The organism is Streptomyces sp. RLA012 (genome assembly GCF_056270325.1).
In genome coordinates this window covers 5,572,060-5,598,205 of record NZ_JBWDPA010000002.1, presented here as the reverse complement: position 1 = coordinate 5,598,205, position 26,146 = coordinate 5,572,060, and the positions used below count along the sequence as shown (strand labels likewise).

Annotated in this window: 20 protein-coding genes; 8 read left to right on the top strand and 12 right to left on the bottom strand. The window is 73.3% G+C overall.

Going from position 1 to position 26,146, the window contains the following annotated elements; all coding sequences use genetic code 11:
- Nucleotides 1-31 precede the first annotated feature (31 nt).
- From RV986_RS25570 to RV986_RS25560, 3 genes are read right to left on the bottom strand one after another with little or no spacing between them, the layout of a single operon-like run.
- Nucleotides 32-889, bottom strand: a complete 858-nt coding sequence (locus RV986_RS25570) for a class I SAM-dependent methyltransferase (protein WP_475919631.1) — start codon at nt 887-889, stop codon at nt 32-34.
- A complete protein-coding gene (locus tag RV986_RS25565) occupies nt 886-1,506 on the bottom strand; it encodes a TIGR04282 family arsenosugar biosynthesis glycosyltransferase (protein ID WP_475919630.1) in 621 nt (206 codons plus the stop codon). Before RV986_RS25565 ends, RV986_RS25570 begins: the two co-directional genes overlap by 4 nt.
- The gene (locus RV986_RS25560; RefSeq protein WP_475919629.1) at nt 1,503-2,336 is read right to left on the bottom strand and encodes a glycosyltransferase family 2 protein; all 834 of its coding nucleotides are present in this window, start codon (nt 2,334-2,336) and stop codon (nt 1,503-1,505) included. Before RV986_RS25560 ends, RV986_RS25565 begins: the two co-directional genes overlap by 4 nt.
- A gap of 103 nt (nt 2,337-2,439) precedes the next feature.
- Between RV986_RS25560 and RV986_RS25555 the strand changes: the two genes are divergently transcribed.
- Both RV986_RS25555 and RV986_RS25550 read left to right on the top strand, forming a co-directional pair.
- Nucleotides 2,440-3,294 carry a response regulator transcription factor gene (locus RV986_RS25555; RefSeq protein ID WP_475919628.1) on the top strand — a complete coding sequence of 285 codons (855 nt, stop codon included), beginning with the start codon at nt 2,440-2,442 and terminating at the stop codon, nt 3,292-3,294.
- A gap of 20 nt (nt 3,295-3,314) precedes the next feature.
- On the top strand, nt 3,315-4,427 hold the full coding sequence (locus tag RV986_RS25550) for a sensor histidine kinase (RefSeq protein ID WP_475924425.1): 1,113 nt from the start codon (nt 3,315-3,317) through the stop codon (nt 4,425-4,427).
- A gap of 21 nt (nt 4,428-4,448) precedes the next feature.
- Here the strand turns inward: RV986_RS25550 and RV986_RS25545 are convergent, their stop codons facing one another.
- The 7 genes from RV986_RS25545 to RV986_RS25515 form a co-directional block, all read right to left on the bottom strand.
- The gene (locus RV986_RS25545) at nt 4,449-5,447 is read right to left on the bottom strand and encodes an NAD-dependent epimerase/dehydratase family protein (protein WP_475919627.1); all 999 of its coding nucleotides are present in this window, start codon (nt 5,445-5,447) and stop codon (nt 4,449-4,451) included.
- Between the two features lie 89 nt (nt 5,448-5,536).
- Nucleotides 5,537-6,016 carry a DUF5990 family protein gene (locus tag RV986_RS25540; protein ID WP_475924424.1) on the bottom strand — a complete coding sequence of 160 codons (480 nt, stop codon included), beginning with the start codon at nt 6,014-6,016 and terminating at the stop codon, nt 5,537-5,539.
- A 552-nt stretch (nt 6,017-6,568) separates the two neighbouring features.
- Entirely contained in the window at nt 6,569-7,120 is a 552-nt protein-coding gene (locus RV986_RS25535; protein WP_475924423.1) for an SGNH/GDSL hydrolase family protein, read from the bottom strand.
- A 45-nt stretch (nt 7,121-7,165) separates the two neighbouring features.
- A complete protein-coding gene (locus RV986_RS25530) occupies nt 7,166-7,957 on the bottom strand; it encodes a class I SAM-dependent methyltransferase (protein WP_475919626.1) in 792 nt (263 codons plus the stop codon).
- Nucleotides 7,954-8,706 (bottom strand): thioesterase II family protein, encoded by a 753-nt coding sequence (locus tag RV986_RS25525; RefSeq protein WP_475919625.1) that lies wholly within the window; start codon nt 8,704-8,706, stop codon nt 7,954-7,956. The genes RV986_RS25530 and RV986_RS25525 overlap by 4 nt, the downstream gene beginning before the upstream one ends.
- Nucleotides 8,706-11,786 carry a type I polyketide synthase gene (locus RV986_RS25520; RefSeq protein ID WP_475919624.1) on the bottom strand — a complete coding sequence of 1,027 codons (3,081 nt, stop codon included), beginning with the start codon at nt 11,784-11,786 and terminating at the stop codon, nt 8,706-8,708. The genes RV986_RS25525 and RV986_RS25520 overlap by 1 nt, the downstream gene beginning before the upstream one ends.
- Nucleotides 11,783-14,443: a non-ribosomal peptide synthetase gene (locus RV986_RS25515; RefSeq protein ID WP_475919623.1), complete on the bottom strand. Its 2,661-nt coding sequence runs from the start codon at nt 14,441-14,443 to the stop codon at nt 11,783-11,785. The genes RV986_RS25520 and RV986_RS25515 overlap by 4 nt, the downstream gene beginning before the upstream one ends.
- A gap of 436 nt (nt 14,444-14,879) precedes the next feature.
- Between RV986_RS25515 and RV986_RS25510 the strand changes: the two genes are divergently transcribed.
- Entirely contained in the window at nt 14,880-16,112 is a 1,233-nt protein-coding gene (locus tag RV986_RS25510) for a helix-turn-helix domain-containing protein (protein WP_475919622.1), read from the top strand.
- Between the two features lie 66 nt (nt 16,113-16,178).
- On the opposite strand, the gene RV986_RS25505 is transcribed toward RV986_RS25510, so the two are convergent.
- Entirely contained in the window at nt 16,179-17,438 is a 1,260-nt protein-coding gene (locus RV986_RS25505) for an MFS transporter (RefSeq protein WP_475924422.1), read from the bottom strand.
- A gap of 174 nt (nt 17,439-17,612) precedes the next feature.
- On the opposite strand from RV986_RS25505, the gene RV986_RS25500 reads away from it, so the two are divergent.
- The gene (locus RV986_RS25500) at nt 17,613-20,897 is read left to right on the top strand and encodes an amino acid adenylation domain-containing protein (RefSeq protein ID WP_475919621.1); all 3,285 of its coding nucleotides are present in this window, start codon (nt 17,613-17,615) and stop codon (nt 20,895-20,897) included.
- Between the two features lie 10 nt (nt 20,898-20,907).
- The gene (locus RV986_RS25495; RefSeq protein WP_475919620.1) at nt 20,908-22,101 is read left to right on the top strand and encodes a cytochrome P450; all 1,194 of its coding nucleotides are present in this window, start codon (nt 20,908-20,910) and stop codon (nt 22,099-22,101) included.
- Between the two features lie 250 nt (nt 22,102-22,351).
- On the opposite strand, the gene RV986_RS25490 is transcribed toward RV986_RS25495, so the two are convergent.
- Nucleotides 22,352-23,587: a helix-turn-helix domain-containing protein gene (locus RV986_RS25490; RefSeq protein ID WP_475919619.1), complete on the bottom strand. Its 1,236-nt coding sequence runs from the start codon at nt 23,585-23,587 to the stop codon at nt 22,352-22,354.
- A gap of 304 nt (nt 23,588-23,891) precedes the next feature.
- Between RV986_RS25490 and RV986_RS25485 the strand changes: the two genes are divergently transcribed.
- The 3 genes from RV986_RS25485 (at nt 23,892) to RV986_RS25475 (ending at nt 26,146) form a co-directional block, all read left to right on the top strand.
- Entirely contained in the window at nt 23,892-24,113 is a 222-nt protein-coding gene (locus RV986_RS25485; protein ID WP_475919618.1) for a hypothetical protein, read from the top strand.
- A gap of 44 nt (nt 24,114-24,157) precedes the next feature.
- Nucleotides 24,158-25,045: an aminoglycoside phosphotransferase family protein gene (locus tag RV986_RS25480; RefSeq protein WP_475919617.1), complete on the top strand. Its 888-nt coding sequence runs from the start codon at nt 24,158-24,160 to the stop codon at nt 25,043-25,045.
- A gap of 291 nt (nt 25,046-25,336) precedes the next feature.
- Nucleotides 25,337-26,146: a phytanoyl-CoA dioxygenase family protein gene (locus RV986_RS25475; protein ID WP_475919616.1), complete on the top strand. Its 810-nt coding sequence runs from the start codon at nt 25,337-25,339 to the stop codon at nt 26,144-26,146.

The window sequence follows — 26,146 nt, the reverse complement described above, 5'->3', positions numbered from 1 at the left end:
TTCCCCTGATCAGCGGGCAGATGGCGGCCCACTACCGGTCCGGCACCGGCCTCTCCGGCGACGGCTTCCTGGCCCGCTGGCTGCTGATCACGGTGGTGCTGTTCGGAGGTTCGGCCGTGCTGCTCGTGTGGCGGTCGCGGCGGTCGTGGTTGCGCAGGGCGACGAAGGAGCGGCCGCCGGCCGTCCACTGACCTGCCGGGCGCCAGCCCGCGCGCGCCGCGCGCCGGAGCAGGGCCGGGGTGCCGAGACGGGCCCAGGGGAAGGCCGGGCCGGCCGCGCTCCGGGGTTCGGCGGCCCGGACGATACGGACGCTGACGCGTTCGTCGACGTCCACGTCCGCGAGGGTCTCGACGATTAACAGCCCGTCGGGAGCGATGAGTTGGGCCATCCGGCGGAGCAGGGCGGCCGGGTCGCCGCCGATGCCGACATTGCCGTCGAGGAGGAGGGCGGTGTCCCAGCGGCCCTCACCCGGGAGCGGTTCGAAGACCGAGCGTCGCAGGGCCTGGCCGCCGAGCCCCACGGTGTGCTCGACGGCCGCCTCGCTGACGTCGATGCCGAGTGCGGGCCGGCCCCGGGCGGCGAGTTCGGCGACGAGCCGCCCCGGCCCGCACCCCACGTCGAGCACGGCCCCCTCGCAGTGGCCCAGCACGGTCAGGTCCACCGCGTCGGCCCGTGCGCACCAGCGTTCCACCTCCAGGGGCAGCAGCCAGCCGTCGGCCCGCCGCAGGAAGAGCGGGCCCCGCCCGGTGACCAGCGCGTCGGAGTAGGGGTCGGCGGACCAGGGTCGCGCGCCGGTGATCCCCGGCGGTGTCGTCGTCCCGTGCGCGGTACTCGCGGTACTCGCGGTACTCGCGGTACTCGCGGTACTCGCGGTACTCGCGGTACTCATCGTCCCGTGGCCGTCCGCAGACGTCCGAGCTCGGCGGCGAACCGGCTGCCGGGCGGCGCGTCGGCGGCGACCTCCGCCGCGTCGGCGGCCGTGTCGACGTCCCGGAGGCGGGGCAGGTCGCGTACGCGCAGTCCGGCCGCGACCAGCCGCTCCCGCTGCGCCGCACCGGTCGTGGGCGTCGACATCGGCACGCCGCGCAGGAGCTCGGGATCGGGGGCGGCGAGCCCGAGGGCCCAGAAGCCGCCGTCCTCGGCCGGTCCGAAGTACGCCCCGCAGTCGGCGAAGTCCACGGTGAGCAGCTCCGGTGTCACCTGCGGTGTGTCCATGCCGATGAGCAGCGCGGGCCCGTCGCAGCCCGCGAACGCGGCGGCCAGCCGGTCGTCGAGCCCGCCCGCGCACTGCGGTACGACCTCGAAGCCGGTCGGCAGCCAGGGGCCCGCGGCTCCGTCGAGCACCAGTACGCGGCGCCGTGCGGGTGTCGCCGCCACCGTACGCAGGGTGTCCACGAGGGCCGCCTCGGCGAGCAGTGCCGCCTCCCGGGGGGTGAACGGCGGGGTGAGCCGGGTCTTCACCCGTCCCGGTCGCGGTTCCTTGGCGATGACGAGGAGGGTCGTCACTGGGCGGTTCCTCCCTGGGAAGGATCGTGGGAAGGATCGTGGGAAGGGGCGTGCGAAGGATCGTCGGCGGGGGGACGGGAAAGGGAAAGGGAACGGGAACGGGAAGGGGCGAGGGACGGGACGGGAGTGCGGGATCCGGGGGCGGGCGGCTCGGCCAGCACGCGCCGCATGTCCCGTACCGCCTGCCAGGTGCCGCGCCAGGTTCCGGTGACCTTGGAGGTGCCGGTGCGCGGCAGATACGGCACGTCGTGCTCGGTGACGCGCCAGCCGGCGTCGGCGGCGCGGACGACCATCTGGAGGGGGTAGCCGCTGCGGCGGTCGGTGAGCCCGAGGGCGAGCAGCGGCTCGCGGCGGGCGGCGCGCAGGGGGCCGAGGTCGTGCAGACGCAGACCGGTGCGGCGCCGGAGCATCCGGGCCAGCGCGAGGTTGCCCGCCCGGGCGTGCAGGGGCCAGGCGCCCCGGCCCTGCGGGCGGCGCCGCCCGAGCACGAGGTCGGCCTCGCCGCCCCGCACCTCGCGCACGAAGGGCACGAGCCGGTACGGGTCCAGTGAGGCGTCGCAGTCGCAGAAGCACACGATGTCGGCGGTCGCGGCCAGCAGCCCGGCGTGGCAGGCGGCGCCGAACCCGCGCCGCGTCTCGCGCACGACCCTCGCGCCGAGACCGCGGGCCAGCTCCGCCGAACCGTCCGTGGAGCCGTTGTCCACGACCAGGGCGCGCCAGCCCTGCGGGATGCGGGCGAGGACCCAGGGCAGCGCCTCGGCCTCGTTCAGACAGGGGAGGACCACGTCGACTTCCGGGTCCGTCGGGGGGAAGGTCGTCACGGCGTTCACCCTACGAGAACGAAAGGGAGATATCGGACTTCGGGTCCTTACGAAACACGGACGTCGCGGCCGGATCGCGGCACGCGGATGCGGCCGGTGGGAGGCTGGATCCATGCAGCAGCCGTACGAATCCGCAGGTGCCGGGCCTTCCGCAGCCCGGGGTGCCGGGCCTTCCGCAGCCCCGGGTGCCGGACCCGCCCCGAGCGGGAACGGGGAGGCGGCCCGTGTCCTCGTCGTCGACGACGACCCCACCGTCGCCGAGGTCGTCTCCGGCTACCTCGACCGCGCCGGATACCTCGTGGACCGGGCCCCGGACGGACCCGCCGCGCTCGCCCGTGCCGCCGCGCACCGGCCGGACCTGGTGGTGCTGGATCTGATGCTGCCCGGGATGGACGGCCTTGAGGTGTGCCGCAGACTGCGCGGCCACGGGCCCGTGCCGGTCATCATGCTCACCGCGCGCGGTGACGAGGACGACCGGATCCTGGGCCTGGAGGTGGGGGCCGACGACTACGTCACCAAGCCCTTCAGCCCCCGTGAGCTGGTGCTCAGGGTGGAGTCGGTGCTGCGCCGCACCCGGCCCGCCGCCGGGGCCCGCCCCCTGCGCCTGGCCGGTCTCACCCTCGACCCCGCCGCCCGCCGCGCCACCAAGAACGGCGAGGAACTCGCCCTCACCATCCGCGAGTTCGACCTGCTGGCCTTCCTTCTGCGCCACCCCGGCCGGGCGTACGGCCGCGAGGACCTGATGCGTGAGGTGTGGGGCTGGGACTTCGGCGATCTGTCGACGGTCACGGTCCACGTACGGCGGCTGCGCGGCAAGGTCGAGGACGATCCGGCGAGACCGCGGCTGATCCAGACGGTGTGGGGCGTCGGCTACCGCTTCCAGGACCCGGCGCCCGGCGAGGATTCGGCGCCCGGCGACGACCCGGCGTCCCGCGAGGACCCGGCGCCCAGCGAGGAGACGGTCTGACCATGCACGCCACGCACTCCCTGCACGACATGCTGCTCATCGTCCTCTACGCCTTCCTCGGCGCCGCCGCGGCCGGACTGCTCGGCGCGGGCGCGCTGTGGCTGCTCCGGCGGCGGTCGCTGACCGCGTCCCTCGCGGTCGTCGCCGCCGTGGCGGTCACCGCGATGCTCGCGGGAACACTGGCCGTGGCCTGGGCGATGTTCCTGTCCTCGCACGATCTGAGCGTCGTCACGACCGTCGTGGCCATGGCGGCCGTCGTCTCGCTGGCCACCGCGCTGTTGCTGGGCCGCTGGGTGGTCGCCCGCAGCCGGGCGCTCACCCTGGCCGCCCGCTCCTTCGGCGAGGGCGGCGACTTCGCGGCCCCCGCCGGGCCGGCCACGGCCGAACTCGCCGCGCTGAGCCGGGAACTGCAGACCACCAGCGCGAAGCTGGCCGAGTCCCGCGAACGCGAACGCGCCCTGGAGACCTCGCGCCGCGAACTCGTCGCCTGGATCTCGCACGACCTGCGCACCCCGCTCGCCGGGCTGCGCGCGATGTCGGAGGCGCTGGAGGACGGCGTGGCGGCCGACCCCGACCGCTACTTCCGCCAGATCCGCACCGAGGTCGAGCGCCTCAACGCCATGGTGGGCGACCTCTTCGAACTCTCCCGCATACACGCCGGGACCCTCGCCCTGTCCCCCTCCCGGATCTCCGTCTACGACCTCGTCGGCGACGCCCTCGCGGGCGCGGACCCGCTCGCCCGCGAGCACGGCGTACGGCTGGTCGGCGACCGGGTCGTGGCGGTGCCGGTCGAGGTGGACGGCAAGGAGATGAGCCGCGTCCTGGGCAACCTCCTCGTCAACGCGATCCGCCGGACACCGGCCGACGGCACGGTCGCGGTCGCCGCCGAGCGGTCCGACGCGGGCGTCGTCCTGTCCGTCACCGACGGCTGCGGGGGTATCCCGGAGGAGGACCTCCCGCGCGTCTTCGACACCGGCTGGCGCGGCACCCACGCGCGTACGCCACCCGGCGGAGCGGGCCTCGGCCTCGCGATCGTCCGCGGCATCGTCGAGGCCCACCAGGGCCGGGCCGCCGTCCACAACGTCCCCGGCGGCTGCCGCTTCGAGGTCACCCTCCCCATGGCGGAGACGTGAGCCGACCCTCCGAGCAACCACTCACTGCTCCCCGTGCAGCCTTGCCGTCGCGAACTCGCGCATTCCCTCCGGGAACCCGACCTCCGGCTTCCACCCCAGCTCGGCCCGCAGCCGCGAGGAGTCCGCCGTGATGTGGCGTACGTCCCCCAGGCGGTACTCCCCGGTCACGACGGGCTCGGGCCCGCCGTACGCGGTGGCCAGCGCCCGCGCCATCTCGCCGACCGTGTGCGGCTCCCCGCTCCCGGTGTTGTACGCCGTGAGCGCCCCGTCACCCGAACCCGCCTCCAGGGCCACCACATTGGCCGCCGCCACATCCCGTACGTGCACGAAGTCCCGTCGCTGCCCGCCGTCCTCGAAGACACACGGCGCCTCGCCCCGCGCGAGCGCGGACCGGAAGAAGGAGGCGACCCCGGCGTACGGGGTGTCGCGCGGCATCCCCGGGCCGTACACGTTGTGGTAGCGCAGCGACACCGCCGAGCCGCCCGTCGACCGGGCCCAGGCCGCCGCCAGATGCTCCTGGGCCAGTTTGGTCGTCGCGTACACGTTCCGGGGGTCGACCGGAGCGTCCTCGCCCACCAGCCCGGGCGTCAGTTCCTCACCGCAGCGCGGGCACCGGGGCTCGAACCGCCCCGCCGCCAGATCGGCGACGGCCCGGGGGCCGGGCCGTACCGCCCCGTGCCACTCACACCCGTACGAGCCCTCGCCGTACACGACCATCGACCCGGCGAGCACCAGCCGCCGTACGTCCGCGTCCGCCATCGCGGAGAGCAGCACCGCCGTACCGAGGTCGTTGCGCGACACGTACTCGACCGCGTCGCCGAAGCCCGTCCCCAGCCCCACCATCGCCGCCTGATGACATACGGCGTCCACACCCGGCAGGGCGGCCGCGACCGCCTCGGCGTCGCGTACGTCCAGGCCGTCGCGCAGGTCGAACACGACCGTTTCGTGCCCCCGTGCGGTCAGCGCCCGGACGACATGGGACCCGATGAACCCGGCACCGCCGGTGACCAGTACTCGCATACGACGAACGCTAGGACCGCGACCCCACCTCACGACCGCACCGCGCCCGTGATGTCACCGCTCGGTAAGACCTGGGCGCCGGACAGGTCCTAGTGGGCGGGTTCGGCGGTCCAGGTGATGTGCGGGGGTTCGACCCGCGCGCACAAGGGGTGGCCGCCCGCGTCGGTCAGGCCGAGGCGTCCGACCAGCAGACCGTCCTGTGCGGCGGCGGCGAGGACCTCGGCGGGGACGACGTCGAGCATGAGCTTGGCGCGGCGGAACATCGTGAAGAGGCCCGCCTCGTCGACCGTGCCCCACGACAGGTAGATGAACCGGCGGCCCAGACGGTCCTGCACATAGGGGCCTTTGACGTCGGTGCCGGTCGGCGAGGTGACAGCGGTGCACTCCAGGGTCCATGTCGCGGACGCGGCGTCCCCGGGCTGCGGCTCAAGGAGTTCGGCCGGACGGTCCCGGCGCTGCACGGCGACGTGGATGTTGCCGTACGCCGGGACGGCGCTGTCGGCGGGGGCGGGACAGGTGCGGCCGGGCAGGTCGACGGCATCGATTCGGATACGCATACCGGCCATCATGCCGCCGCCGTACCCGCCCAGGATCCACGAAGTGGCGTCGCCCGCCGCCGCGCCCGCCGCCGCGCCCGCCGCCGCGCCCGCCGCCGCGCCCGCCGCCGCGCCCGCCGCCGCGCCCGCCGCCGCGCCCGCCGCCGCGCCCGCCGCCGCGCCCGCCGCCGCGCCCGGCGCCGTGTCCCGCGCGACGTGCCCTGTCGAGAAGACCGAGGTCCCGGCAAGGTTGCTGCAAGACGGCTGCAAGGAAAGCGCCGCGTGCCGCGGGCACCGTTCCTAAGGACTGAGCGGGAGTGAGTCCTGTTGCCAGGTCCCGTGCTCAGCCGCGTGCCCCGGACGGTGTTGGGCACACTGGTCCCCGCGTTCGTTCCGCATCCGGCGCCGACGGATCGTGTCCGTGGTCCGGGAATGCGGGGGCGGGGTACCTCACGCCCAGGGGAGTGGGCGCGACGGCCGGTGCGGGGAGGTCGGGGGCCGGCAGACGGTGAGTGCCTGAGGGAGTCGGTGAGGTGCCGGACCGTGAACGTGCGGTCCGGCACCTGCGTTTTTGGTGGGGGTCGCTCACTCCTGGGTGCCGAGGGTGCGCAGCACGGCGTCGGCCATGCCGCGGGCGCCGCGCTCGTTGGGGTGCATGGGGGCGGCGGGGAGCCGGGGCAGCAGCGGTTCGATCCAGCGGGTGTCCTTGTCCGAGCAGGCGTCACGGCCGAGAGACGGCATGTACGTGTCGGCGTATCCGGCCCCGGCCGCCTCCGCCCGCTTGCGCAGCACGGTGTTGAGCTGCTGTTCCTTGTCGTCGAGATAGGTCGCGTCCTCGGGGGCGATGGTCAGGTCGTCGTCGCAGCCGGTGCCTCGGGACGGCAGGATCGCCGGGTATCCGACGACATAGACCCGGGCGTGCGGGGCGCGGCGCCGCACCTCGGCCGGCGCTTCGGACAGCCGCTCCCCGGCCGTGTCGATCTTCCGCTGTACGTCGTCGGTGTCGCCGGAGACGTACTTGCCCCGGCACGGCGCGTCGTCCCCCGTGTAGGTGCCGCGGCCGGTCGCCTCGTAGAACATGCCCGCCTTGACGCAGGTGGTGATCAGCGAGCTGAAGCCGATGTCGTTGCCGCCGATGCCGGAGCAGGAATCAAGGTTCTTTACAGTTGACCGGCCGAGCCGTCACCCGGCGCGTGTCGCGGTCACCACGATGCGTTGGGTGGTCGGCAGCATGGCGGGCGTCTCCGTGGCCTCGGTGATCAGGACCGCCGCGGCCGCGGCGCCGAGTTCCTCGGTCAGGGCGTCGCGTCGCCACAGGATCTCCTCGTAGACGGCGGTCTGCCGGTCCCGCCAGCCCTCCACGTGCAGCCGGTTCACCTCGGTGAGACCGGCGGCGTCCAGGAACCAGCCGTAGTCCAGGTACTCCGGCTGCCAGGTACTGAAGACGAGCCGGCCACCGGGACGCAGGATGCGGGCGATCTCACGGAACGCGGCCACCTTGTCGGTGATCATCCACAGTGCGTCGATGCTGACGGCGGCGTCGAACGCGTCGTCGGCCTCACCGGTGTCGGTGCAGCTCGCCGCCGTGAAGCGGGCCCGCCCGCGCAGACCGAAGTCGGCCACCCGGGAGCGGGCCTCGGCGATGCCCTCGGGGGCGACGTCGATGCCGACCACCTCGGCGCCCGCCTCCCGGGCCAGCCACATCCCGGGGCCGCCCCGCCCGCAGCCCAGGTCCACCAGCCGGCCGCCGGGCGCCAGCTCAAGCCGGCCGGAGATGTACCGGAGTTCGGACCGGGTCAGAAAGCCGAAGGGGTCGATGTCCTGCGGGTAGTCGGTGCCGTACACGCGCTCGTAGATGTCCCTCAGCGTGGGGCTCTTGGCCTGGTTCTCCAGGACGGGCCGGTAGCGGGCCTCCGCGGCGAGTGTGTCGGTGGCGTGGGTGTCGGTGGCCTGCGTGTCGATGGTCTGGGTCATGTCGGGACTCCTGTTCCGGTGAGCAGGGCGAAGGGCGGCTCGTGGGCGAGATAGAAGTGGTCGCCCGGCACGGTCAGCTGCCGGAACGGACCGTCCGTCACCTCGCGCCAGGCCTCGGACTGGACGGCGTTGACCTGCGGATCCGCGGCACCGACGACGGCGGTGACCGGACACGTCAGGGGTGTGCCCGGGCGGTACGCGTAGGCGTCGAACATGCGGAAGTCGCCCAGGACGTAGGGGAGTACGAGTTCCCGGAACGCCGGGTCGGCCAGGAGTTCGGCGTCCGTGCCGCCGAGGGCCAGCAGCTCCTCGGTGACGGCGTCCGGGTCGTACCCGCCGGTGGCGGAGCCGTCGGCACCGTCGTCGCCGTCGGGCCGCACGCGGCTCAGGCGCGGGCTGCGGGAGCCGGAGACGTACAGGTGCCCGGGGGCGGCCCCACGGTCCTGGAGCAGCCGCGCGGTCTCGAACGCGACCACCGCGCCCATGCTGTGGCCGAAGAGCGTCACCGGCAGGTCGTCGGTGAGCGACTCGACGGCCGTGGCGATCTCCTCGGCCATCGCCGTCAGATCGGTCGGCGGCGGATCGTCGATACGGGCGGCGCGTCCCGGGTAGCAGACCGCGTGGACCTCCATCGCGGGCAGAGCGGATCCCCACCCGTGGTAGAAGGAGGCGGAGCCACCGGCGTGCGGGAAACAGATCAGACGCTGCCGGGCGTACGGGCGGGGGCGCGGGCACTGCAGCCAGGTCATCACGCCACCTCCTGCCTGCCGGGAACCGCGCCGGCCACGAGGTCCTCGACCAGACGCGACTGCCGGGCCAGGGTGCGGGCCGCCATCAGGTCGCGGGGCGGGACCGGCACGCCGAGGTCCTGTCCGAGGCGCCGGGCCACCCTCGTGATCAGCAGCGAGTCACCGCCCCAGTCGAAGAAGTCGGCGTCCGCGGGGATGTCCGTGTGCCCCAGGTACTCCCGCCAGAGGTCCGCCACGAGGAGGCGAGGGGCCACCGGGGCGGACGTCCGCGCGGGGTCCGGCGCGGCCGCCCCGGCACCGCTCACCGCCTCGGGCCGGCGGGGCTCCTCGGATCGGGCGGCGGGCGTGCGACCCGGCGTAGGGACGGACGCCTCCGGCGCGACCAGGGCCGGGCCGTGGAACGGGTATCCGGGCAGATGGGTCAGCCGGCCGGACGGGCACAGCCGCGCCACGTCGACCGCCGCACCGGCCGCCCACAGTTCACCGAGGGCTCCGAGCATCTCCTGGACCGGGTGCGGTCCGCGCCCCGGTGCCAGGGACACGGCCGTCAGTCCGGCCGCCTCGGCCGCCGGCGCCAGCGCGCGCCCCGGTCCGACCTCAAGGGCGACGGCCCCCGGGAAGCGTTCGGCCAGCTCGTCCAGGCCGGGACCGAACAGCACCCTGCCGCGCATCTGCGCCACCAGCGACCGGGGGTCGATCCGGGTTCCGGCGGCGACGATCCCTCCCGTCGCGTTGGCGACGTACGGAATCCCGACGGGGCCGGTACGCAGCTGTTCGGCCGCCCGGCGCACCTCGTCCACCGCGGGTTCGAGCAGGGAGGTGTGGAAGGCGTGGCTGGTGTGCAGGCGGCGGGTCGGGACGCGGCCGGCGAGCCAGTCCCGGAACGCCTCGACGCGGGCCGCCGGACCGCCGACGACGCAACTGTCCGGCGTGTTGACCGCCGCGATCTCCAACTCGCCCCCGATGTGCGGCGCGGCCTGCGCCAGCAGCGCCTCGGCCTGCCGTTCGCTCGCGCCGAGGGCGAGCATGGCGCCCGGCGGGCAGGCCTGCATCGCCCGCCCGCGCGCCGCGACGAAGGCGGCGGCGGAGGGCAGGTCGAGGGCACCGGCCACACAGGCGGCGGTGATCTCGCCGAGGCTGTGACCCGCCAGCGCGGCCGGTTCGACGCCCAGTCCCCGCAGGGCCTGGGCCGCCGCGTACCCGACCGCGAACAGCATGGGCTGGGCGAGTTCGGTCCGTGTCGTCTCCGCCGCCGGGTGGTCCGGGTCGTGGAGGGCAGGCCGCAGCCGTCGCTCCAGGTCCGGGCCGAACGCCCGCAGGCACTCCTCCAGTACGTCGGCGAAGCCCGGGAGCACCTGACCGAACGGACGGGCCATGGCCGGGTACTGGCTGCCCTGGCCCGGCAGCAGGAAGACCACCGGCAACGGACCGGACGCCCGCCGGACGGCCTTCGCGGCGGTGCCGGCGGCGGTGTCCGGGACGCGATCGGCCGCCTCCGTCAGCCGCCGGGCCAGTTCCGCCGGTGCGCGGCCGGTGACCGCGAGCCGGTGCGGGAGCGCCGCCCGCCCGGCCGCCAGGGTGTGGGCGGTGTCGACGACCGACGCGGAGTCCGCAGTCGCCGCGTTCTCCGCCGCCCGGGCGAGAACGGCGGCGACCCGGCGGGCCGAGTCCCGCAGCGCGCGGGGGCTCGCGGCGGAGAGCACCAGCAGACGGTCCTCGTGCGCCGGGTCCGGGGACACCGGACGTGCCGGGGGCTGTTCGAGGACCACGTGGACGTTCGTGCCGCCGACCCCGAAGGAGCTGACCCCGGCGCGGCGCGGCGTCGGCCCGTCCCAGTCGCGGCCGGCCGTCGGCACGCTCAGCGGCGACCCGTCGTCCTCCAGGAGGGGGTTGCGGCGGTGGAACCCGGCCACCGGCGGCACCTTGCCCTCCTTGAGGACGAGCAGCGCCTTCACCAGGGACACCAGTCCGGAAGCGGCGTCCAGGTGCCCGATGTTGGCCTTGACCGCGCCCACGGCGATCTGCCCCGGGCGGGCGCCGATCCCGCGGTAGGCGGCGGTCGCGGCCGACCACTCGATGGGGTCGCCGATCCGGGTTCCGGTGGCGTGCGCCTCCAGATAGCCCAAGGAGTCGGCCGGCACGTCCGCGGCGGACATCGCCGACCGGATGACGGCCTCCTGGCCCTCCGCGGACGGGGCGTGGTAACCCGCCTTCGCCGCGCCGTCGTTGTTCACGGCGGAGCCGAGGATCACGCCGTGCAGCGGCGCGCCGTCCTTGAGGGCGTCCTCGTAGCGGCGCAGCACCACGGCCGCGACACCCGAGCCGGCCAGCGTGCCGTCGGCCTCGGCGTCGAACGGCCGGCAGACGCCGTCGGCCGAGAGGATGCCGCCCGGCACATGGAGGTGGCCGGCCTGCGGGTGGCCGACCGAGGCGGCGACCACGACGGCCTGGTCGCACTCGCCCTGGAGCAGCGACTGCACCGCCAGGTGCACCGCCACCAGGGACGACGAACAGGCGGTCAGCACACTGAGGGCGGGGCCGGTCAGACCGAGCCGGTAGGCGATACGGGTGGCCATGTAGTCGGGCTCGTTGGCCCGCAGCGCCTGCTCGATGCCGGAGTGGTCCAGCGTGCCGGAGGTGAGCATGGCGCGGAGGTAGCCGCTGCTGCTGGCGGACGCGTACACACCTGTGGTCGGTCCGGAGGCGTTCGGCGCGCGGCCGGCGTCCTCCAGCGCGGCCCAGGCGGCCTCCAGCATCAGCCTGTGCTGCGGGTCCATCAGTTCGGCTTCCCGCGGGCTGATGCCGAACAGCTCGTACTCGAAGCGGTGGGGGTCGGCGAGGGCGCCGTGCACGGGCACGTACCCGGGGGCGGTGGAGAGATGGTCCGGCACCCCGGCCGCCGCCAGTTCCTCGGCGCCGAACCGGGTCGTCAGCACCTCGCCGTTCAGGACGGAGCGCCACAGGGACGCGATGTCGGGCGCTCCCGGGAACCGCCCCGACATGCCGGTGACGGCGATGTCCAGCGAGCGGTCGCGGTCCAGGGCGCGGTCGTCGGTCATGGTCTCGCCGCCGCCGGTCACCTCGCCTCCTCCAGACGGGAAGCGCGCTTCCTGCGGGCCTGGAGGGCCAGGTTGCGGCGGTCCCGGCCGCGCGGCTGCGGACCGGTGGAGTCGCCGGTGCCGGTGCCGGTGCCGGTGCCGATGCCGGTGCCGTTGCCGGCGCTCTCACGGACGAGACCGGTCTGGGCGGCGACCGTGGTGTGCCGGAAGAGGTCGACGGGAGAGGGCCGTACGCCGGTGTGCGTCTCCAAGGCGTCCTGGAGCCGGAACATCAGCAGTGAATGCCCGCCGAGGTCGAAGAAGTTGACGGTCGTCGGCACCTCCGGGACCCCCAGCACCTCGGCCCATGCCGCGGCGACACGGGCGGTCAGGTCCGTGGCGGTGGGCGTGGCCGTGGCGGGCGTGGGCGCGGGTGCGTTTGCGGGGGTGGGCTGCTGGGCGGTGCGCGGGGGCGTGTCGTCGGCCATGGCGGCGAGTGCCGCCCGGTCGGTCTTGCCGTTGACGGTGCGCGGGAAGCGGTCCAGGACGCGGATCCGCGAGGGGAGCATGGCGGGCGGCAACGCGTCGGCCAGCGCCGCCCGGAGCTGCTCCGGCTCGGTCCGCGGCGGCGCGAGCACGAAGGCGACGAGTGCGGTGCGGGCGCCGTCCGGCACGACCACGGCGTCGCCGACCTCGGGGATACGGCCCAGTGCGGCTTCCACCGCGCCGAGTTCGACCCGGTGTCCGCGGATCTTGACCTGGTGGTCCCGGCGGCCGACGAATTCCAGGGTGCCCTCGGCGTTCCAGCGGACGAGGTCGCCCGTGCGGTACATCCGTGCCCGGTCGTCGTCGGCGAAGGGGTTGGGGACGAAGGCCCGTTCCGTGGCGTCGGGCCGGCCGAAGTAGCCGCGCGCGACTCCGGCGCCGCCGATGGCGAGTTCGCCGGTCACTCCCCGGGGGAGCAGACGCTGCCGGTCGTCCAGTACGTACAGCTCGGCCCCCGGCACCGGGCCACCGATGTCCGGGCGAGCCGCCCGGCGGAAGTGCCGGTAGCTGGCCCAGACCGTCGTCTCCGTGGGCCCGTACTCGTTGACGAGCGAGACCCCCTCGCCGAGTACGCCGAAGTGACGTGCCGAAAGGTTCTCCGACAGCGGCTCGCCCGCCACCACCACGGTGGTCAGCGAACGCAGTCGATGGGCGCCCAGGCGTTCGGCCGCGTCCAGCAGCACACCGTGCAGCGAGGGGACGCACAGGAGGTGGGTCACCCCGTGCCGCTCCACGAGCGCCACCAGCCGTTCCGGGTCGCGCACCTCGTCGCGCCGCGCGACCACCAGCCGCCCGCCCGCGGTGAGCGTGCCCCACAGCCCCGCCACGGAGGAGTCGAAGGCGAGCGGGGACACCAGCAGGAACACCGGGCGGCCCGGGTAGACGGCGCGCCTGGCCAGGGTCGAGGCGGCCAGCTGGCCGTGTTCGACGACCACTCCCTTCGGCTCGCCCGTGGTGCCGGAGGTGTAGATCAGGTAGGCCGGGTCGTGCGCCCCGCACGGTACGGGCGGGATCCCTCCCCCTTGCTCGTCCCTGTCCCCGTCCCCGTCGCGGTCCGTGCCCGCCTCGGCGTTCTCGGCGCACACGGCCCGCAGGCCGAGCGCGGTGGCGCGCGTCTCCAGTCCGCCGGCGGTGACCACGGCGGCCACCGCGGCATCGGAGAACACCTCCGCCACGCGCTCGTCGGGATGCGAGGGATCCACCGGTACGTAGGCGGCGCCGGCGCGCAGGATGCCCAGCACCCCCGCGACCATCGCGACGGAGGGTTCCGCGAGCACACCGACCCGGTCGCCCGGTCCGACCCCGAGAGCCCGCAGCCGTCCGCTCACGGCCCCCGCCCACGCGTCGAGCGCGGCGTAGTCGATCCGGCCCTCACCGGCCACGACGGCCACGTCTCCCGGGTTCTCGGCGGCGCGCCGCCGCACCGACACGTGCACCGGTTCCCGTTCGGCGGTGGGGAGCAGGGCGCCGCGGCCGAGGGCGAGCAGCTCTTCCCGCTCGGCACCGACGACCAGGGCGATGTCGTCCACCACGCGGTCCTCCGCGGCGGTCAGCGCGCTCAGCGCCGTGCGCAGCTCGCCGAGGAAGCGCCGGACGTCCGCCTCGGCGTACCGCGAACTGTCGTACGCGGCCGTCAGCTCGGCGGCGCCGCCCGTCTCCCGGAGGTCCGTCGTCAGCTCGTACGCGGTGCCGGGAGGGACGAAGACCGGGTCGGAGCCGGCGGCCGTGTGACGGAACAGCACCCGCCGCGCGGGCAGGTCCCGCTGCCCGGCCCGCGGGGTGTCGCGCCGCGTCCCGCTCCCGTCGTACGAGCGCCGGGTCTCGGCGAGCAGGGTGGAGCGCGTGCTTCCCGCCGGTATCCGCACCAGGACCGGTACGGCCTCGGTCCCGCCCGCGGCGAGGGTGTCGGCCACGGCGGGGACCGTGTCGCCGCGGCGGTCGAGGACGACCGCGAGCGCCGCGAGTCCCACCGTGTGCGCCGTGGTGGCGTGCCGGCGGGCGGTGTCGTGCACCGCGTCGTTCAGACGCGCGTCGAGCGGCACCGTCACCGAGCGCACCGCACCCGAGGGCACCGCACCCGAGGGCTCGGCATCGGCATGGGCATCGATGGAGACGAGCGCGCGGCCGTCGGACGCTGGGGAAGGCCATGCCATGGGAACTCCTTGGTTGCGGTCGGTGGGCGGGCGGCGAAGAGAAGGCTCCTGGCGACGCTAGCCATCTGGCACAGGTGTTGGCAATAAGTTTCCAGAGTTTGACAACAAAAATCTGCCAAGGCTCAAAAAAATCGGGCAGGACAACGGGGTCCGTGTGGGCAAGTACTTGCCAAGTGCTTCGGCGGCGCTTAGCGTGGTCGCCGGTGACTACCGTGTCGTCGAGCCTTGCCACCCGTACGGACGTACGAGTCCCGCCCTCTGTGTGGGCACATGAGGTTTGCCACCCGTGCGGGCCGACGAACGGTGTCACCTGTTCCGGCACATCTGTCAGACGGCAACGGGGGGACGTACCACCCATCCGATCGGTGACCCGTCCGATCGGGGTGGAGTGTGTCCTGTTGGGTGCGGCCATCCTTCTACAAATGGTGGAAAGAGCATGGTGGAACAGCCTGCCTTCGGGCGCCGCCTGAGAAAACTGCGTAGGGAAAGGGGGCTCTCACAGACCTCCGTGGCCGGTGACGGCATGTCGACCGGCTATCTGTCCCGGCTGGAGTCGGGCGCGCGTCAGCCAACGGCCCGAGCAGTTGCCTACCTTGCCAAGCGGCTCCAGGTGGACCTGTCCGAGTTCGACGAACCGGCCGCCGGTTCGGTGGCACAGGCGTTGACGCTGGCCATCTCGGCCGACAGCGACGAGGCCCTGCAGGAGCTGGCCGCTGCGCTGGACCGGTCGTCCGCGGTCGACCCGACGCTCCGCTGGCAGGCGTTCTGGCTGCTCTCGGGTGCCGCGGGCCGCCGTGGCGCGCGGGCCGAGGAGATCACGCTCCTGGAGGAACTGGGGTGCGCGGCCGAGGAGTTGATGCTCCCGGAACTGCGCTGCCGGGCCCGCACCCGGCTCGCTCGCTGTCTGCGTTCGCTCGGTGAGATACCCAGGGCCCTCGAAGCCGCGCAGGAGGCGCACCGGCTGGCACGTGAGCACAAGTTGTCGGTCCGGGACACCGGCGCGGCCCTGCTGGCGCTGGTGTCGGCGGAAGCGGAGGCCGGCCGGCTGTCCGAGGCCAGGGCGCACGCCGACGACCTCGTGGCGCTGGCGCAGGGCCGTGCCGACACGCTGCTCGCCGAAGCCCTGTGGGCCGCGGCGACGGTGAGCTTCCGGCAGGGCGACCCGGCGGCTGCCCGCCTGCTCCTCGAACAGGCCATGAAGGAGGTCGACAGCAGGCTCGACCTGGTGCTGTGGATGAGACTGCGGCTGGCCGGGGCCTCGCTGTACCTCCGGCTCTCGCCCCCGCGGCTCGTGGAGTGCAGGCGCTGCCTGGACGAGGCCGAGCCCGCTCTCTTTCTCGTCGGGACTCCGGTGCCGCGCCAGGAGATGCTGACGCTGCGGGTGCACCTCGCCTTCGAGGAGGGCCGGTACGCGCAGGCGCGGGCGGCGCACGACGAACTCGTCCTCGACGAGCTGGGGCTCACCTACCGCGACCGCATCAGACTCGACGTCCTGCACAACCGGCTGCTGATCCTGGAGGGCCACGACCGGGTGGGCATACGGCAGTTGCGACGGCTCGGCGAGCGGGCGCAGCAGACGTCGAACATCGATCTGGCCGCCGAGATCTGGCGGGTCCTCGCGGAGACGCTCGCGGCCGCGCGCGGGGACGACTTCGAGACCCGTCCCTGAGGCGGGACTTGGCGGCCAGGACTTGGCGGCGGCGCCCGGTGGGAGACACCGGGCGCCGCCGCCGTCTCACTCCCCGGCGGCCGCGGAGCGGGACGCGGAGTGAGACGAGGAGTGAGACACGGAGTGAGACACGGAGTGAGACACGGAGTGCGCCGCGAGGCGCGCCCCGGCCGCCGTCAGGAACGCGGCGCAGCCCAGGACCGTCCAGGTCCAGCCGCCCGCGTTGTACAGCCGGACTCCGGCCAGTGAGCCGATCGCTCCGCCGCCGAAGGCGAACAGCATGTAGAGCGTGTTGAGCCGGGCCCGTACCGCCTCGTCGAGCCGGAAGATCCGTGCCTGGTTGGCGATCTGGGCACAACTCGTCCCGTAGACGAGGAGGTTGGTGCCCACCACGAGCGCGACGAGCGACCTCGTCCCCAGCAGTCCGAACACCGCGAGGGCGAGGCCCAGGCAGGCCACGGCCAGGGCGTTGACGCGGGTCGTGCCGTAGGCGTCGCTGAGCTTGCCGGCCGAGTAGGAGAGGACCGCCGCCGGCAGGCTCAGCAGACCGAACAGACCGGCCCACCCGGCCCCCTTGTCGAACGGCGCGTGCGCGAGGTGGAACGGGAGGGTGGCCCAGAAGGCCGCGAAGACCGCGTAGGACGCGGCGCCGAGGAAGGCCGACAGCCGTACCTCGCGGTGGGCCAGCAGCAGCCTGGGCATCGACGCGATGAGCTTGCCGTACCCGACACCGGCACCGGCGCCGTCGCGCGTCGTCGGCATGTGCCGCGGCAGTACGAGGATCAGCGCGGCGGTCAGCACCGCGGCGAGGACATAGGCGCCGCGCCAGCTGCCGCTGAGATCGGCGACGGCCCCGGACAGGGTCCTGGACAGGGTCGAGCCCAGGGTCAGGCCGATGCCCACGGAGGCGACCACCCGGCCGCGCCCGGCCGGACCCGCCATGGAGGCGGCGACGGGCAGGATGATCTGGGGCAGCACGGTGGTCGTGGAGGCCGCCGCGGTGGCGATGATCAGTACGGGGAGGCTGGGAGCCAGGGCCCCGGCCAGCAGCCCGCTCGCGGTCAGCGCCAGGAGCACCGTGGTGAGCCGGCGCAGGTTGCTGCTGTCGGCCAGGGGCACCAGCAGGGAGATGCCCAGGGCGTAGCCGATCTGTCCCGCCGTGGCGACGAGACCGGCGGTCGGCTCGGACACGCTCAGACCGCGTGCCACGGCCTCCAGCAAGGGCTGCGGAAAGTAGATGTTGGAGACGGTGATGCTCCCGGCGACCGCCAGGGCCAGCACGACGCCGCGCTGGACGCCGAGGCCGGGAGCGGCAGGTGTTGCCACGGTTGTCAAGATCTCTTCTCCTCCGCGCGTCGTTACCCCGGCCGTGGGCCGACGGGGCTTCGCACTTTCCATGCAGTCATAGGATGTTGCCATCTTTGGCATCCTTGGGGCAAGCTGTTGCCAAGTCAGGAACGCTCCCGTAGAAGGGATTTGCCCGTGCTGATGGAAGCAGGCATGGAAGCAGCCGGGGCCCCGGCGCTGTCGTCGCCCCGGCCGGCCTCGGGCATGCACGAGGTGACGGCCGACCTCGCACGGCTGCGGCCCGGCGCGCTCGCCCTCGTCCAAGGAGAACGCACCAGGACCTACAGGGAGTTGGACGCGGCGGCCGACGCGTGGGCCGCCCGGCTGGCCGGGGCCGGGGTGGTGAAGGGCTCCCTGGTACCGATCCTGCTGCCGCGCGGCATCGAACTCGTCACCGCGATCCTGGCCGTGCTGAAACTCGGCGCGGCGTACGCGCTCTGCGATCCCGCCTGGCCGGACCGGCGGCTGGAGGAGGTGACCGGCCAACTCGGCGCGCGCCTCCTGGTGACGGACCGGAGCGGTGCGGGACGAGCCGGTCTCCCGGCCTGGCTCCCCCCGGAGGGGGAGGTGGCGGCCCCGGACGGCTTCCGGCCCGTGACCGTCGCCGGCACCGACCCGGCCTGTGTGTTCTTCACCTCCGGCACCACCGGCCGGCCCAAGGGCGTGCTGTCGCCGCACCGCGCGACCACGCGGCTCTTCCACCCGGAGGGCTTCCTCCCGTTCGGCCCCGACACGGTCATGCCGCTGGCCGCCGCCCTCCCGTGGGACGCGTTCTCCCTGGAACTGTGGGCGGTGCTGCTCAACGGCGGCACCTCCGTGATCGTCGACGAGCCGTACCTTTCGGCCCAGGCGCTGCGGGAGGGCACGGCCCGGCACGGGGTGCGGACGGTCTGGCTCACCAGCAGCCTCTTCAACATGATCGTCGACGAGGACCCGGCGGCCTTCGACGGCCTGCGGACCGTGATCACCGGCGGCGAACGGCTGTCCGCCTCCCATGTGCGGGCCTTCCTGCGCCGGCACCCGGACGTACGCCTGGTCAACGGATACGGCCCGGTCGAGAGCACCGTCTTCGTCGCCACCCATGACATCGCGGAGGCCGACTGCGCACTGCCGGACGGCATTCCGGTCGGCCGGCCGGTTCCCGGTACCGGCATCCATGTCCTCAAGGGGACGGTGCCGTGTGCGGTGGGCGAGACGGGCGAGATCTGGGTCACCGGCGAGGGGCTGGCCCTGGGATACCTGGACCACGGCGAGCCGAGCGGTGCGGCCTTCCCGCCCCTGACCGTGGACGGCGGCACCGAACGGGCCTACCGCACCGGCGATCTGGGGTACTGGGACGACCGGGGCGTGCTGCACTACCGCGGCCGGGCCGACCGTCAGCTGAAGATCAGGGGCCACCGGATCGAGCCCGCGGAGATCGAGCGGCAGATCGAGGCACTCCTGCCGTCCGTCCGGACCTGCCGGGTGGTGGCCCGCCGCGACGCCGGGGGAGCGGCCCAGGCGCTGCTGGCGTTCTGTGTGCCGGCCACCCCGGGCGATCCGCTCACGGAGGCGGCGGCCACGCTGCGCTCCGCCCTCGTGCAGTACCAGCGGCCGGAGCTGGTGATCAGCGTCGACGCGTTTCCGCTCACGGCGACGGGCAAACTCGACGAGCGCCGTCTGCTGGCCGGTGTGCCGCGCCCCGGCGACGCCGGCCCGCCGTCCCCGGCCCCGCCCCGCGGGCTGCCCGCGGGAGACGGCGGGGACAGCGAGGACAGCGAGGACAGCAGCGAGGACGGCGGGGACGAGACGGTCCGGCTGGTCCGCGAGGCGTTCGCCGCCGTCCTGGACATCGGCGACGCGGCCGCGCTGCCCACGGACGTGCCCTTCGCCGAACTCGGCGGGACCTCTCTCGCCGCCGGTCGGGTGTGCGCCCGGCTCGCGGCCCGCCTGGGCTTCCCGGTCCCGCTGTCGCGGTTCTTCCGGGACCCGACCGCGGCCGGGGTGGCCGCATGGCTGAGCGGGGAGCGCGGGGCGACGGCCCCGGGACCCGTTTCGGGCGACGCCACCGCGGAAGCCTCTCCGGAGGTGCCGCTGACGCCCATGCAGAGCGTCCATCTCACCCGGCACCTGCTCGATCCCACCGACCGGACCGCGTACTGCATGCTGTTCTGGACGGTCACCGGGCCACTGGACCGCGCCGCGCTGGCCGCGGCGGTCGCCGCTGTGCACCGCTGGCACGAGCCGCTGCACAGCGCCTGTGTCATCGCCCCCCAGCCCTTCGCCCGGCCGACGGACATCGAGGCCCCGGACCTCGAAGTGCTGCCCGCGGAACCTTCGGTGGAGACGGCCGTCGAGAGTCTGCGCACCGAACTCTCCGACCGACTGGAGATCACCGAGGGGGAGATCTGGCGTACGGCGCTCGTGCGGGTCGGCGTGGGGGATACCCCGGTCTTCGGGGACCCCCCGGCCGTCGGGGACCCCCCGGCCGTCGGGGACAGCATGGTCTTCGGGGACCGTCCGGCCGTCGGGGACCCCCCGGCCGTCGGAGACAGCACGGTCTTCGGGGACACCACGGTCTTCGGGTGCGTGGTGCACCACATCGCCTTCGACGGCTGGTCGGAAGCGGTGCTGGCGGAGGAACTGGCGGCCGCCTACAACGCCGTGCTGAGCGGCGGCGAACCCACCGCCCCGCCTCCGCCGACCATGGCTCAGGCCTGGGAACGCCGGACCGCGCGCCGCGAGCGGGCCGATCTGGTGGCCCAACGCACCTTCGTCCGGGCGGAGTTGGCGCAGGTTCCCGAACTGGGCTGGCCCGTCCCCGGGGTGGCCGACGGGCCCCGTACGCCACGGACCGTCGAAGCGCTGCTCACCCCCGCCGAGACGGCCGCGATCGACGCGCGGGCGGCCGACGCCGGTGTCACCCGTTTCGTGGTGCTGCTGGCCGCCTACGCACGGACGCTCGCCGGGATCACCGGACAGCGGGACTTCGCGGTGGGCGTGCCGGTGGCCCAGCGCGCGGACAGCGGTCTCGAACGGGCGATCGGCTGCCATGTGGAGACCGTGTGCGTCCGGCTGCCCGGCCCGGCGACGACCGGCGGCGCCGGCTCCCTCCCGGCCGTCCGCCGGGCCGTCGAGCGGGCCTTCACCGCACAGGACCTGTCGCTGCCGGAGGTCCTGGAAATCGTCAGGCCCCGCAGAAGCGACCGGCCGCCCCTCTTCCAGACCCTGTTCGTCCTCCAGGACAACGCCGCGGCCGACCTCCCGCTCGACGGTCTGCGCACCCGCTTCGTCCGACAGCCCTACCTGGACCTGCCGTTGGAGGCGCACACGGAGGTCTGGCCCCTTCCCGACGGCGGAGCCCGGCTCGTGCTCTCGTTCCGCCCGGACGCGCTCTGCGACCGGACCGCGCACGAACTGCTCAAGCGCTTCGCCGACCACCTGCGAACCGGAACCTGAGGAAACCACGATGACCCTGGCCGTCCCCGCTCCGGCACTCCTGCTCGATCCCGAACTGCACGCCACCGGAGACCCCCACGCGCTGTGGCGCTGGATGCGGGCCCACCAGCCGGTGCACTGGCACGAACCCGGCGCCCTGCCCGGCTTCTGGTCGCTCACCCGTTACGAGCACGTCCGGGCCGTCAGCCGGGACCCCGTGACGTTCAGCTCCGAACAGGGCATCGTGCTGCGGCCCGAGAGCCACGGAAAGGATCCCGGTGGCGGCCGGACGCTCGCGCTGACGGATCCGCCGCGCCACCGGCAACTGCGCGCCGCGGTCGCGGACTGGTTCACCACCCGGTCGGTCCGCTCCCTGGAGGAGTCGATGCGCGGGGTGGTCCGTTCGGTGATCGCGAGAGCCGTCGACATGGGCGGGTGCGACTTCGTCACCGATGTCGCCGCTCGGCTGCCCCTGTATGTGATCTGCCATCTCATGGGGGTTCCCGAGGAGGACCGGGAGACGCTGTTCCAGCTGGCGACCGTGGCGTTCGGCACCGCCGATCCCATCGCGCAGAGCGCGGCCCACCAGGAGATCATGCAGTACTTCGTCGAGCTCATGTACCAGCGGATGGAGGAGCCCGCCGACGACCTGGTCAGCCGGCTGGTGAACTGCACGGTCGAAGGTGAGCTCCTGCCCGAGGACGACATCCTCCTCAACTGTGACAACCTGCTGGTCGGTGGCACGGAGAACGTCCGGCTCGCCACCTCCGGCGGCATGCTCGCCCTCCTGGAGCACCCCGAGGAGTGGCAGCGCCTGTCGGCCGACCCCGGCCTGCTGCCGACCGCGGTCGAGGAGATCCTGCGCTGGACGTCCAGCGCCAATGTCGTCATGCGGGTGGCCACCGCGCCGACGGTGATCGAGGGGCAGCGGATCGAAGCGGGGGACCGGCTCATGCTGTGGATCCCCTCGGCCAACCGCGACGAGCGGGTCTTCGCCGAACCAGATCGCTTCGACCCGGCCCGGCAGCCCAACCGCCATCTCGCGCTCGGCTCGGGCGAGCACTTCTGTCTCGGCGCCATGCTGGCCAGGACGGAGATGCGGGTGCTGTTCGGCGAACTGCTCGACATGGCCGTACGGGTGGAACGGACGGGGCCCGCGGTGCCCGTTCGCTCAATCGTGGTCAACGGGCTGGAGAGCCTGCCCGTGCGGATCGTTCCACGCTGAGTACGGCCGCTGGTTCCGCTCAGTACGGATGCTGTTGGCGAATCCACGGCCGGGGCCGCCCTCCTCGGAAGCCGTGAGCACTAAACCGTTTTAGTGCTCACGGCTTCCGGCACACATGCTGAGGAACCGACAGGACCGACCGGATTCGCCAACAGCATCAGTACGAAGGGGCCTGGACACGGCTACGGGGGTTCGGCCCGCGATCGCTTCGCGGGCCGAACCCCCGTACGCGCGACGGCTCAGGAGGTCGTCAGCGGCCGGTGGCCGGTCTGGACCGGTCGGCGTTCTCCAGGGTCTCGGCCAGGACCCGCCAGATCTCGGCGGCCAGGTCCATGTTCGACGCGCGACGGGCCTCGTCGCCCAACTGCTTGAGCTGGGCGAGCCCTTGTTCCTGCCGGCCCTCCACGATCAGCAACAGGCTGTCGAGCGTCTGCAGCCGGATCCGGTCCCGGTAGGTCAGGACGAGCTTGTCGAAGTCCAACTGCCCGTGGGCCGCCCTGGCGTCCTCGTAGCGGCCCTCCTCGAACGCGAGATGCGCCTGCAGTACCAGCAACTCCTGCTGCTGGACGGGCGTACCGACGAGTGAGAGCGCCGTCTCCGCCTCCGTCAGGCACGTCCGGGCCTGCTCGGTCAGGGCGGGCCTGGACTGCAGATACAGGGAGGCCGCGGCCAGCCGCAGCCGCGCCCACAGCACGGGGTCGACCCGGCTGTCCAGCGCCTGCATCGCCTGCTTCAGGTAGTCGTGGGCCGCCTCGTCGTCCCCGTAGCGGGAGCAGACCGTGGCCGCCGACCAGAGCGCCTCCACACGCAGGGTGCCGGACCTGCCCGCGACGAGTTCGACCAGCTCCTGAGCGTGCGCCCGGGCATCGGGCAGACGGCCGACCTCCGCCTCGACGGAGACGAGCGCCAGCAGCGCGGTCCCGGTGTCGGACACGGACAGCTCGGCCTGCTTCGCCACGTGGTACGCGCTCACCGCGAGTTCGAGCGCTCGGGCGATCTGGCCGCTCGACCGCAGGCAGCGGGCGAGCTGGGTCCTGGACCTGCATTGCAGCGCCGGGAGTTCGAGCTCGTCCGCGACCTTGGACAACTCCTCCGAGGACGCCTGCTCCTCGGTGCGCTCACCGCGCCGGTTCCAGTACCGGGTGATCAACCAGAGGGCCTGCCAGCGCAGCAGCGGATCCTCGTCCTGAGCCGTGGCGAGCACGTTGATGAGGTCGTCGAAGGCCTCGTCGTTGTCCGAGGAGGTGGCGATGCTCAACCCCTGCGCAAGGGAGCTGCTGCCGGGCAGAGTGTCGAAGGCCGAGCGATCGACTTCCAGCTTCTTGGCAAAGTACGCGATCACCCTGTCGGTGGGTTGCCGCGCGCCCGACTCCAGGCGTGACAAATACCCGGTGGAGATCTCCTCGCCGGCCAGGGCTGCTTGGGAAAGTCCACGCTGCAGCCGCAAGGCCTTGAGGCGTGCCCCGAAGGACGACTCTTCTGTCATAGGAGTCCTGCAATCAACTCTCGCATACGGCCATGGACGTGCCCCCGTACGCACGGTCTGCATCGTAGCCTTCCGCCACCGGGCATGGCAAACAGCTTGCCGGAATGATGTCACGCGTGGAGTAGTGCACGCTTCTACGTTGCCTCTACCGGGCGAGATGGTTGGCAATATTTGGCAAGACTGCCTTGCCAAGGAGTCCGTGTGCACCCTAGGTTGATGTACGTCAAGCCGCACCAAGTGCCTGCTCAGCCCGCTGTTTCCACCCCTGTCTGCCTTGCCAGGGGTCTTCTGTTGGGAGAAGTTCATGCGCACACGTGTCATCGCCGCCTCCGCCGCCGCCCTGCTCTCGGCGGCCGTGGCCGTCACGGTCGGAAACTCGACCGACATCGACTGGCCGACGCACCCCGCCACCGCGACCGTCGCCGCCACTGCCGACACCGCCGTCGCCGACACCGCCGTCACCGCCGTCGCCGTCACCGCCGACGGCGTCCAGGTCGACAGAACCGACACCATCGACTGGCCCTGAAGGGCACGCTGATCGGTGACGAGATTGAGGTGATCGGTCAACACATGGCCAAGATGCATGCGGACGAAGCGGACATCGACGGGGACTTAGTCCGGCGGTTGCTCCGTGCCCGGTTCCCCCGCTGGGCGGATCTGCCGGTCCGGCGGCTGGCGTCCGGCGGGACGGTGAACGCGATCTACCGGGTCGGTGCCGAGCTGACCGTCCGGCTGCCGCTCACCGAGGGCGGCTCCGAAGGGCTGGAACGGGAGGCCCGGTGGCTGCCGAAGCTGGCCCCCCTGGTCCCTCTCGCGATCCCGACGGTGGTCGGGATGGGGGAGCCGGCCGAGGGCTACCCCCACGTGTGGGCCGTCCACCGGTGGATCGAGGGCGAGGTCCTGGTCGAGGACCGAGTGGCCGGACCCGGGCCGCTGGCCCGCGACCTCGCGGCCTTCGTCACCGCCCTGCGCGAGGTCGACCTGGACGGCGGCCCCCCGGCGCACCGGGGCGCACCGCTGGCCACCGCCGACGCGGAGACCCGGGACGCGATCGAGGCGCTGCGGCACACGGACGAGCCCTTCGACGCCGGTGCGGCGCTCGCCGCCTGGGAGTCGGCGCTCGCCGTGCCGTGCTGGCCGGCGCCGCCGCGCTGGACCCATTCCGACCTCATGCCCAGCAATCTGCTGGCCACCGACGGCCGGCTGGCCGCGGTGCTCGACTTCGGTACCGCGGGCATCGGTGATCCCGCCATCGACCTCGTCCCGGCGTGGAATCTGCTGCCGTCCCGTGTGCGGCAGGTCTTCCGTGACCGCGTGGACGTCGACGACGACACCTGGGCCCGTGGCCGCGGGTGGGCGCTGTCCATGGCGGTCACCCAGCTGCCGTACTACCGGAACACCAACCCGGTCATCTCCGCCAACGCCCGCCATGTGATCGGCCAGGTCCTCGCGGGCTGAGCGACGGGAAAGCGGGAAGGGGCGGGCGCGGAACATCGCGCCCGCCCCTCTGTCGTGCCGGCGGTTCCCCGGAGGGCGAGTTGCCAACGCTTGGCAATTCATATTGCCAACTATGTTGACCGTGATGGCAAGTCATGTCACGCTCTTACCGGGCAGACCGAGCCGCTCCAGCGAGCGAAGTCCTCCGGTCGCCCGGCATCGCCACTCGATCCAGCCGCGCCCATCGGCGCGCGATTGCCGATTTCACCCACTTTGATCGATTGTCATCCCTCCAGAACGGAGCTCTTACCTGTGTCCGTCCAGACGATCTACGCCCCCGCACGACCGTCCGCCCTGGACGAGGAACAGATCGCGCAGTTCGAGCGGTCCGGTTTCCTCGTGCTGCCAGGGTTCCTCCCCGACGACCTGGTGGCCCGGGTCAAGCCGGAGGTGGACCGCTGGGTCGACACCGGCCTGCGCGCCCGGGCCATCGCGTCCGTGGTGGATCCCGACGCCGACCCGGTCCCGGCGGTGATGGAACTCGACCTGCCCGCGCACGGCGAACTCCTCGCCCACGAACCGCTGTTGCGGGTGATCGGGCAGTTGCTGGGGCCGCGCTTCGTGTTCCACCACATGCACAGCGACCGGCACGCGCCCGACCTCCCCGGGAAGGCGTGGCACCACGACTACGAGCAGCCCGTCCAGTCGCACCGGACCCACACCATGGTCCACGCGCTGCACTACCTCGACGGCATAGACCCCAACATGGCCGGGCTCGCCGTGCTCCCCGGGTCGCACCAGGAGGTGGCGGAGAAGAACGCACGCGCCCACCTGGGCACCGATGAGCTGCCCGGCGAGGTGTTCATCGAGGACCTGCGGCCCGGATCGACCGTGCTGCTGCACTCCGCCCTGTTCCACGCCCGTCGGGCGAAGCCCGAGTACCCGGGCGCGCCGCGCTACTTCGTCGACGCCTCCTACTGCCAGGCCGGAACGCTGTGGCCGCCGGTGAAGCCGTACTGGCGGGAGATGTTGAGCCGGGCGCGGCAGGGCGAGCTGGCCGGCGCGCACTGGCCGGACCTGTTCGCCGAGCGCCACTTCAGCGACTACATGAAGGCCGAGTAG

Bases quoted from the DNA above. Each gene is read 5' to 3' on its own strand.
- RV986_RS25570 (WP_475919631.1), bottom strand. From the start codon at position 889: ATGAGTACCGCGAGTACCGCGAGTACCGCGAGTACCGCGAGTACCGCG.
- RV986_RS25555 (WP_475919628.1), top strand. From the start codon at position 2,440: ATGCAGCAGCCGTACGAATCCGCAGGTGCCGGGCCTTCCGCAGCCCGG.
- RV986_RS25545 (WP_475919627.1), bottom strand. From the start codon at position 5,447: ATGCGAGTACTGGTCACCGGCGGTGCCGGGTTCATCGGGTCCCATGTC.
- RV986_RS25540 (WP_475924424.1), bottom strand. From the start codon at position 6,016: ATGATGGCCGGTATGCGTATCCGAATCGATGCCGTCGACCTGCCCGGC.
- RV986_RS25530 (WP_475919626.1), bottom strand. From the start codon at position 7,957: ATGACCCAGACCATCGACACGCAGGCCACCGACACCCACGCCACCGAC.
- RV986_RS25525 (WP_475919625.1), bottom strand. From the start codon at position 8,706: ATGACCTGGCTGCAGTGCCCGCGCCCCCGCCCGTACGCCCGGCAGCGT.
- RV986_RS25515 (WP_475919623.1), bottom strand. From the start codon at position 14,443: ATGGCATGGCCTTCCCCAGCGTCCGACGGCCGCGCGCTCGTCTCCATC.
- RV986_RS25510 (WP_475919622.1), top strand. From the start codon at position 14,880: ATGGTGGAACAGCCTGCCTTCGGGCGCCGCCTGAGAAAACTGCGTAGG.
- RV986_RS25500 (WP_475919621.1), top strand. From the start codon at position 17,613: ATGGAAGCAGCCGGGGCCCCGGCGCTGTCGTCGCCCCGGCCGGCCTCG.
- RV986_RS25495 (WP_475919620.1), top strand. From the start codon at position 20,908: ATGACCCTGGCCGTCCCCGCTCCGGCACTCCTGCTCGATCCCGAACTG.
- RV986_RS25490 (WP_475919619.1), bottom strand. From the start codon at position 23,587: ATGACAGAAGAGTCGTCCTTCGGGGCACGCCTCAAGGCCTTGCGGCTG.
- RV986_RS25485 (WP_475919618.1), top strand. From the start codon at position 23,892: ATGCGCACACGTGTCATCGCCGCCTCCGCCGCCGCCCTGCTCTCGGCG.
- RV986_RS25480 (WP_475919617.1), top strand. From the start codon at position 24,158: ATGGCCAAGATGCATGCGGACGAAGCGGACATCGACGGGGACTTAGTC.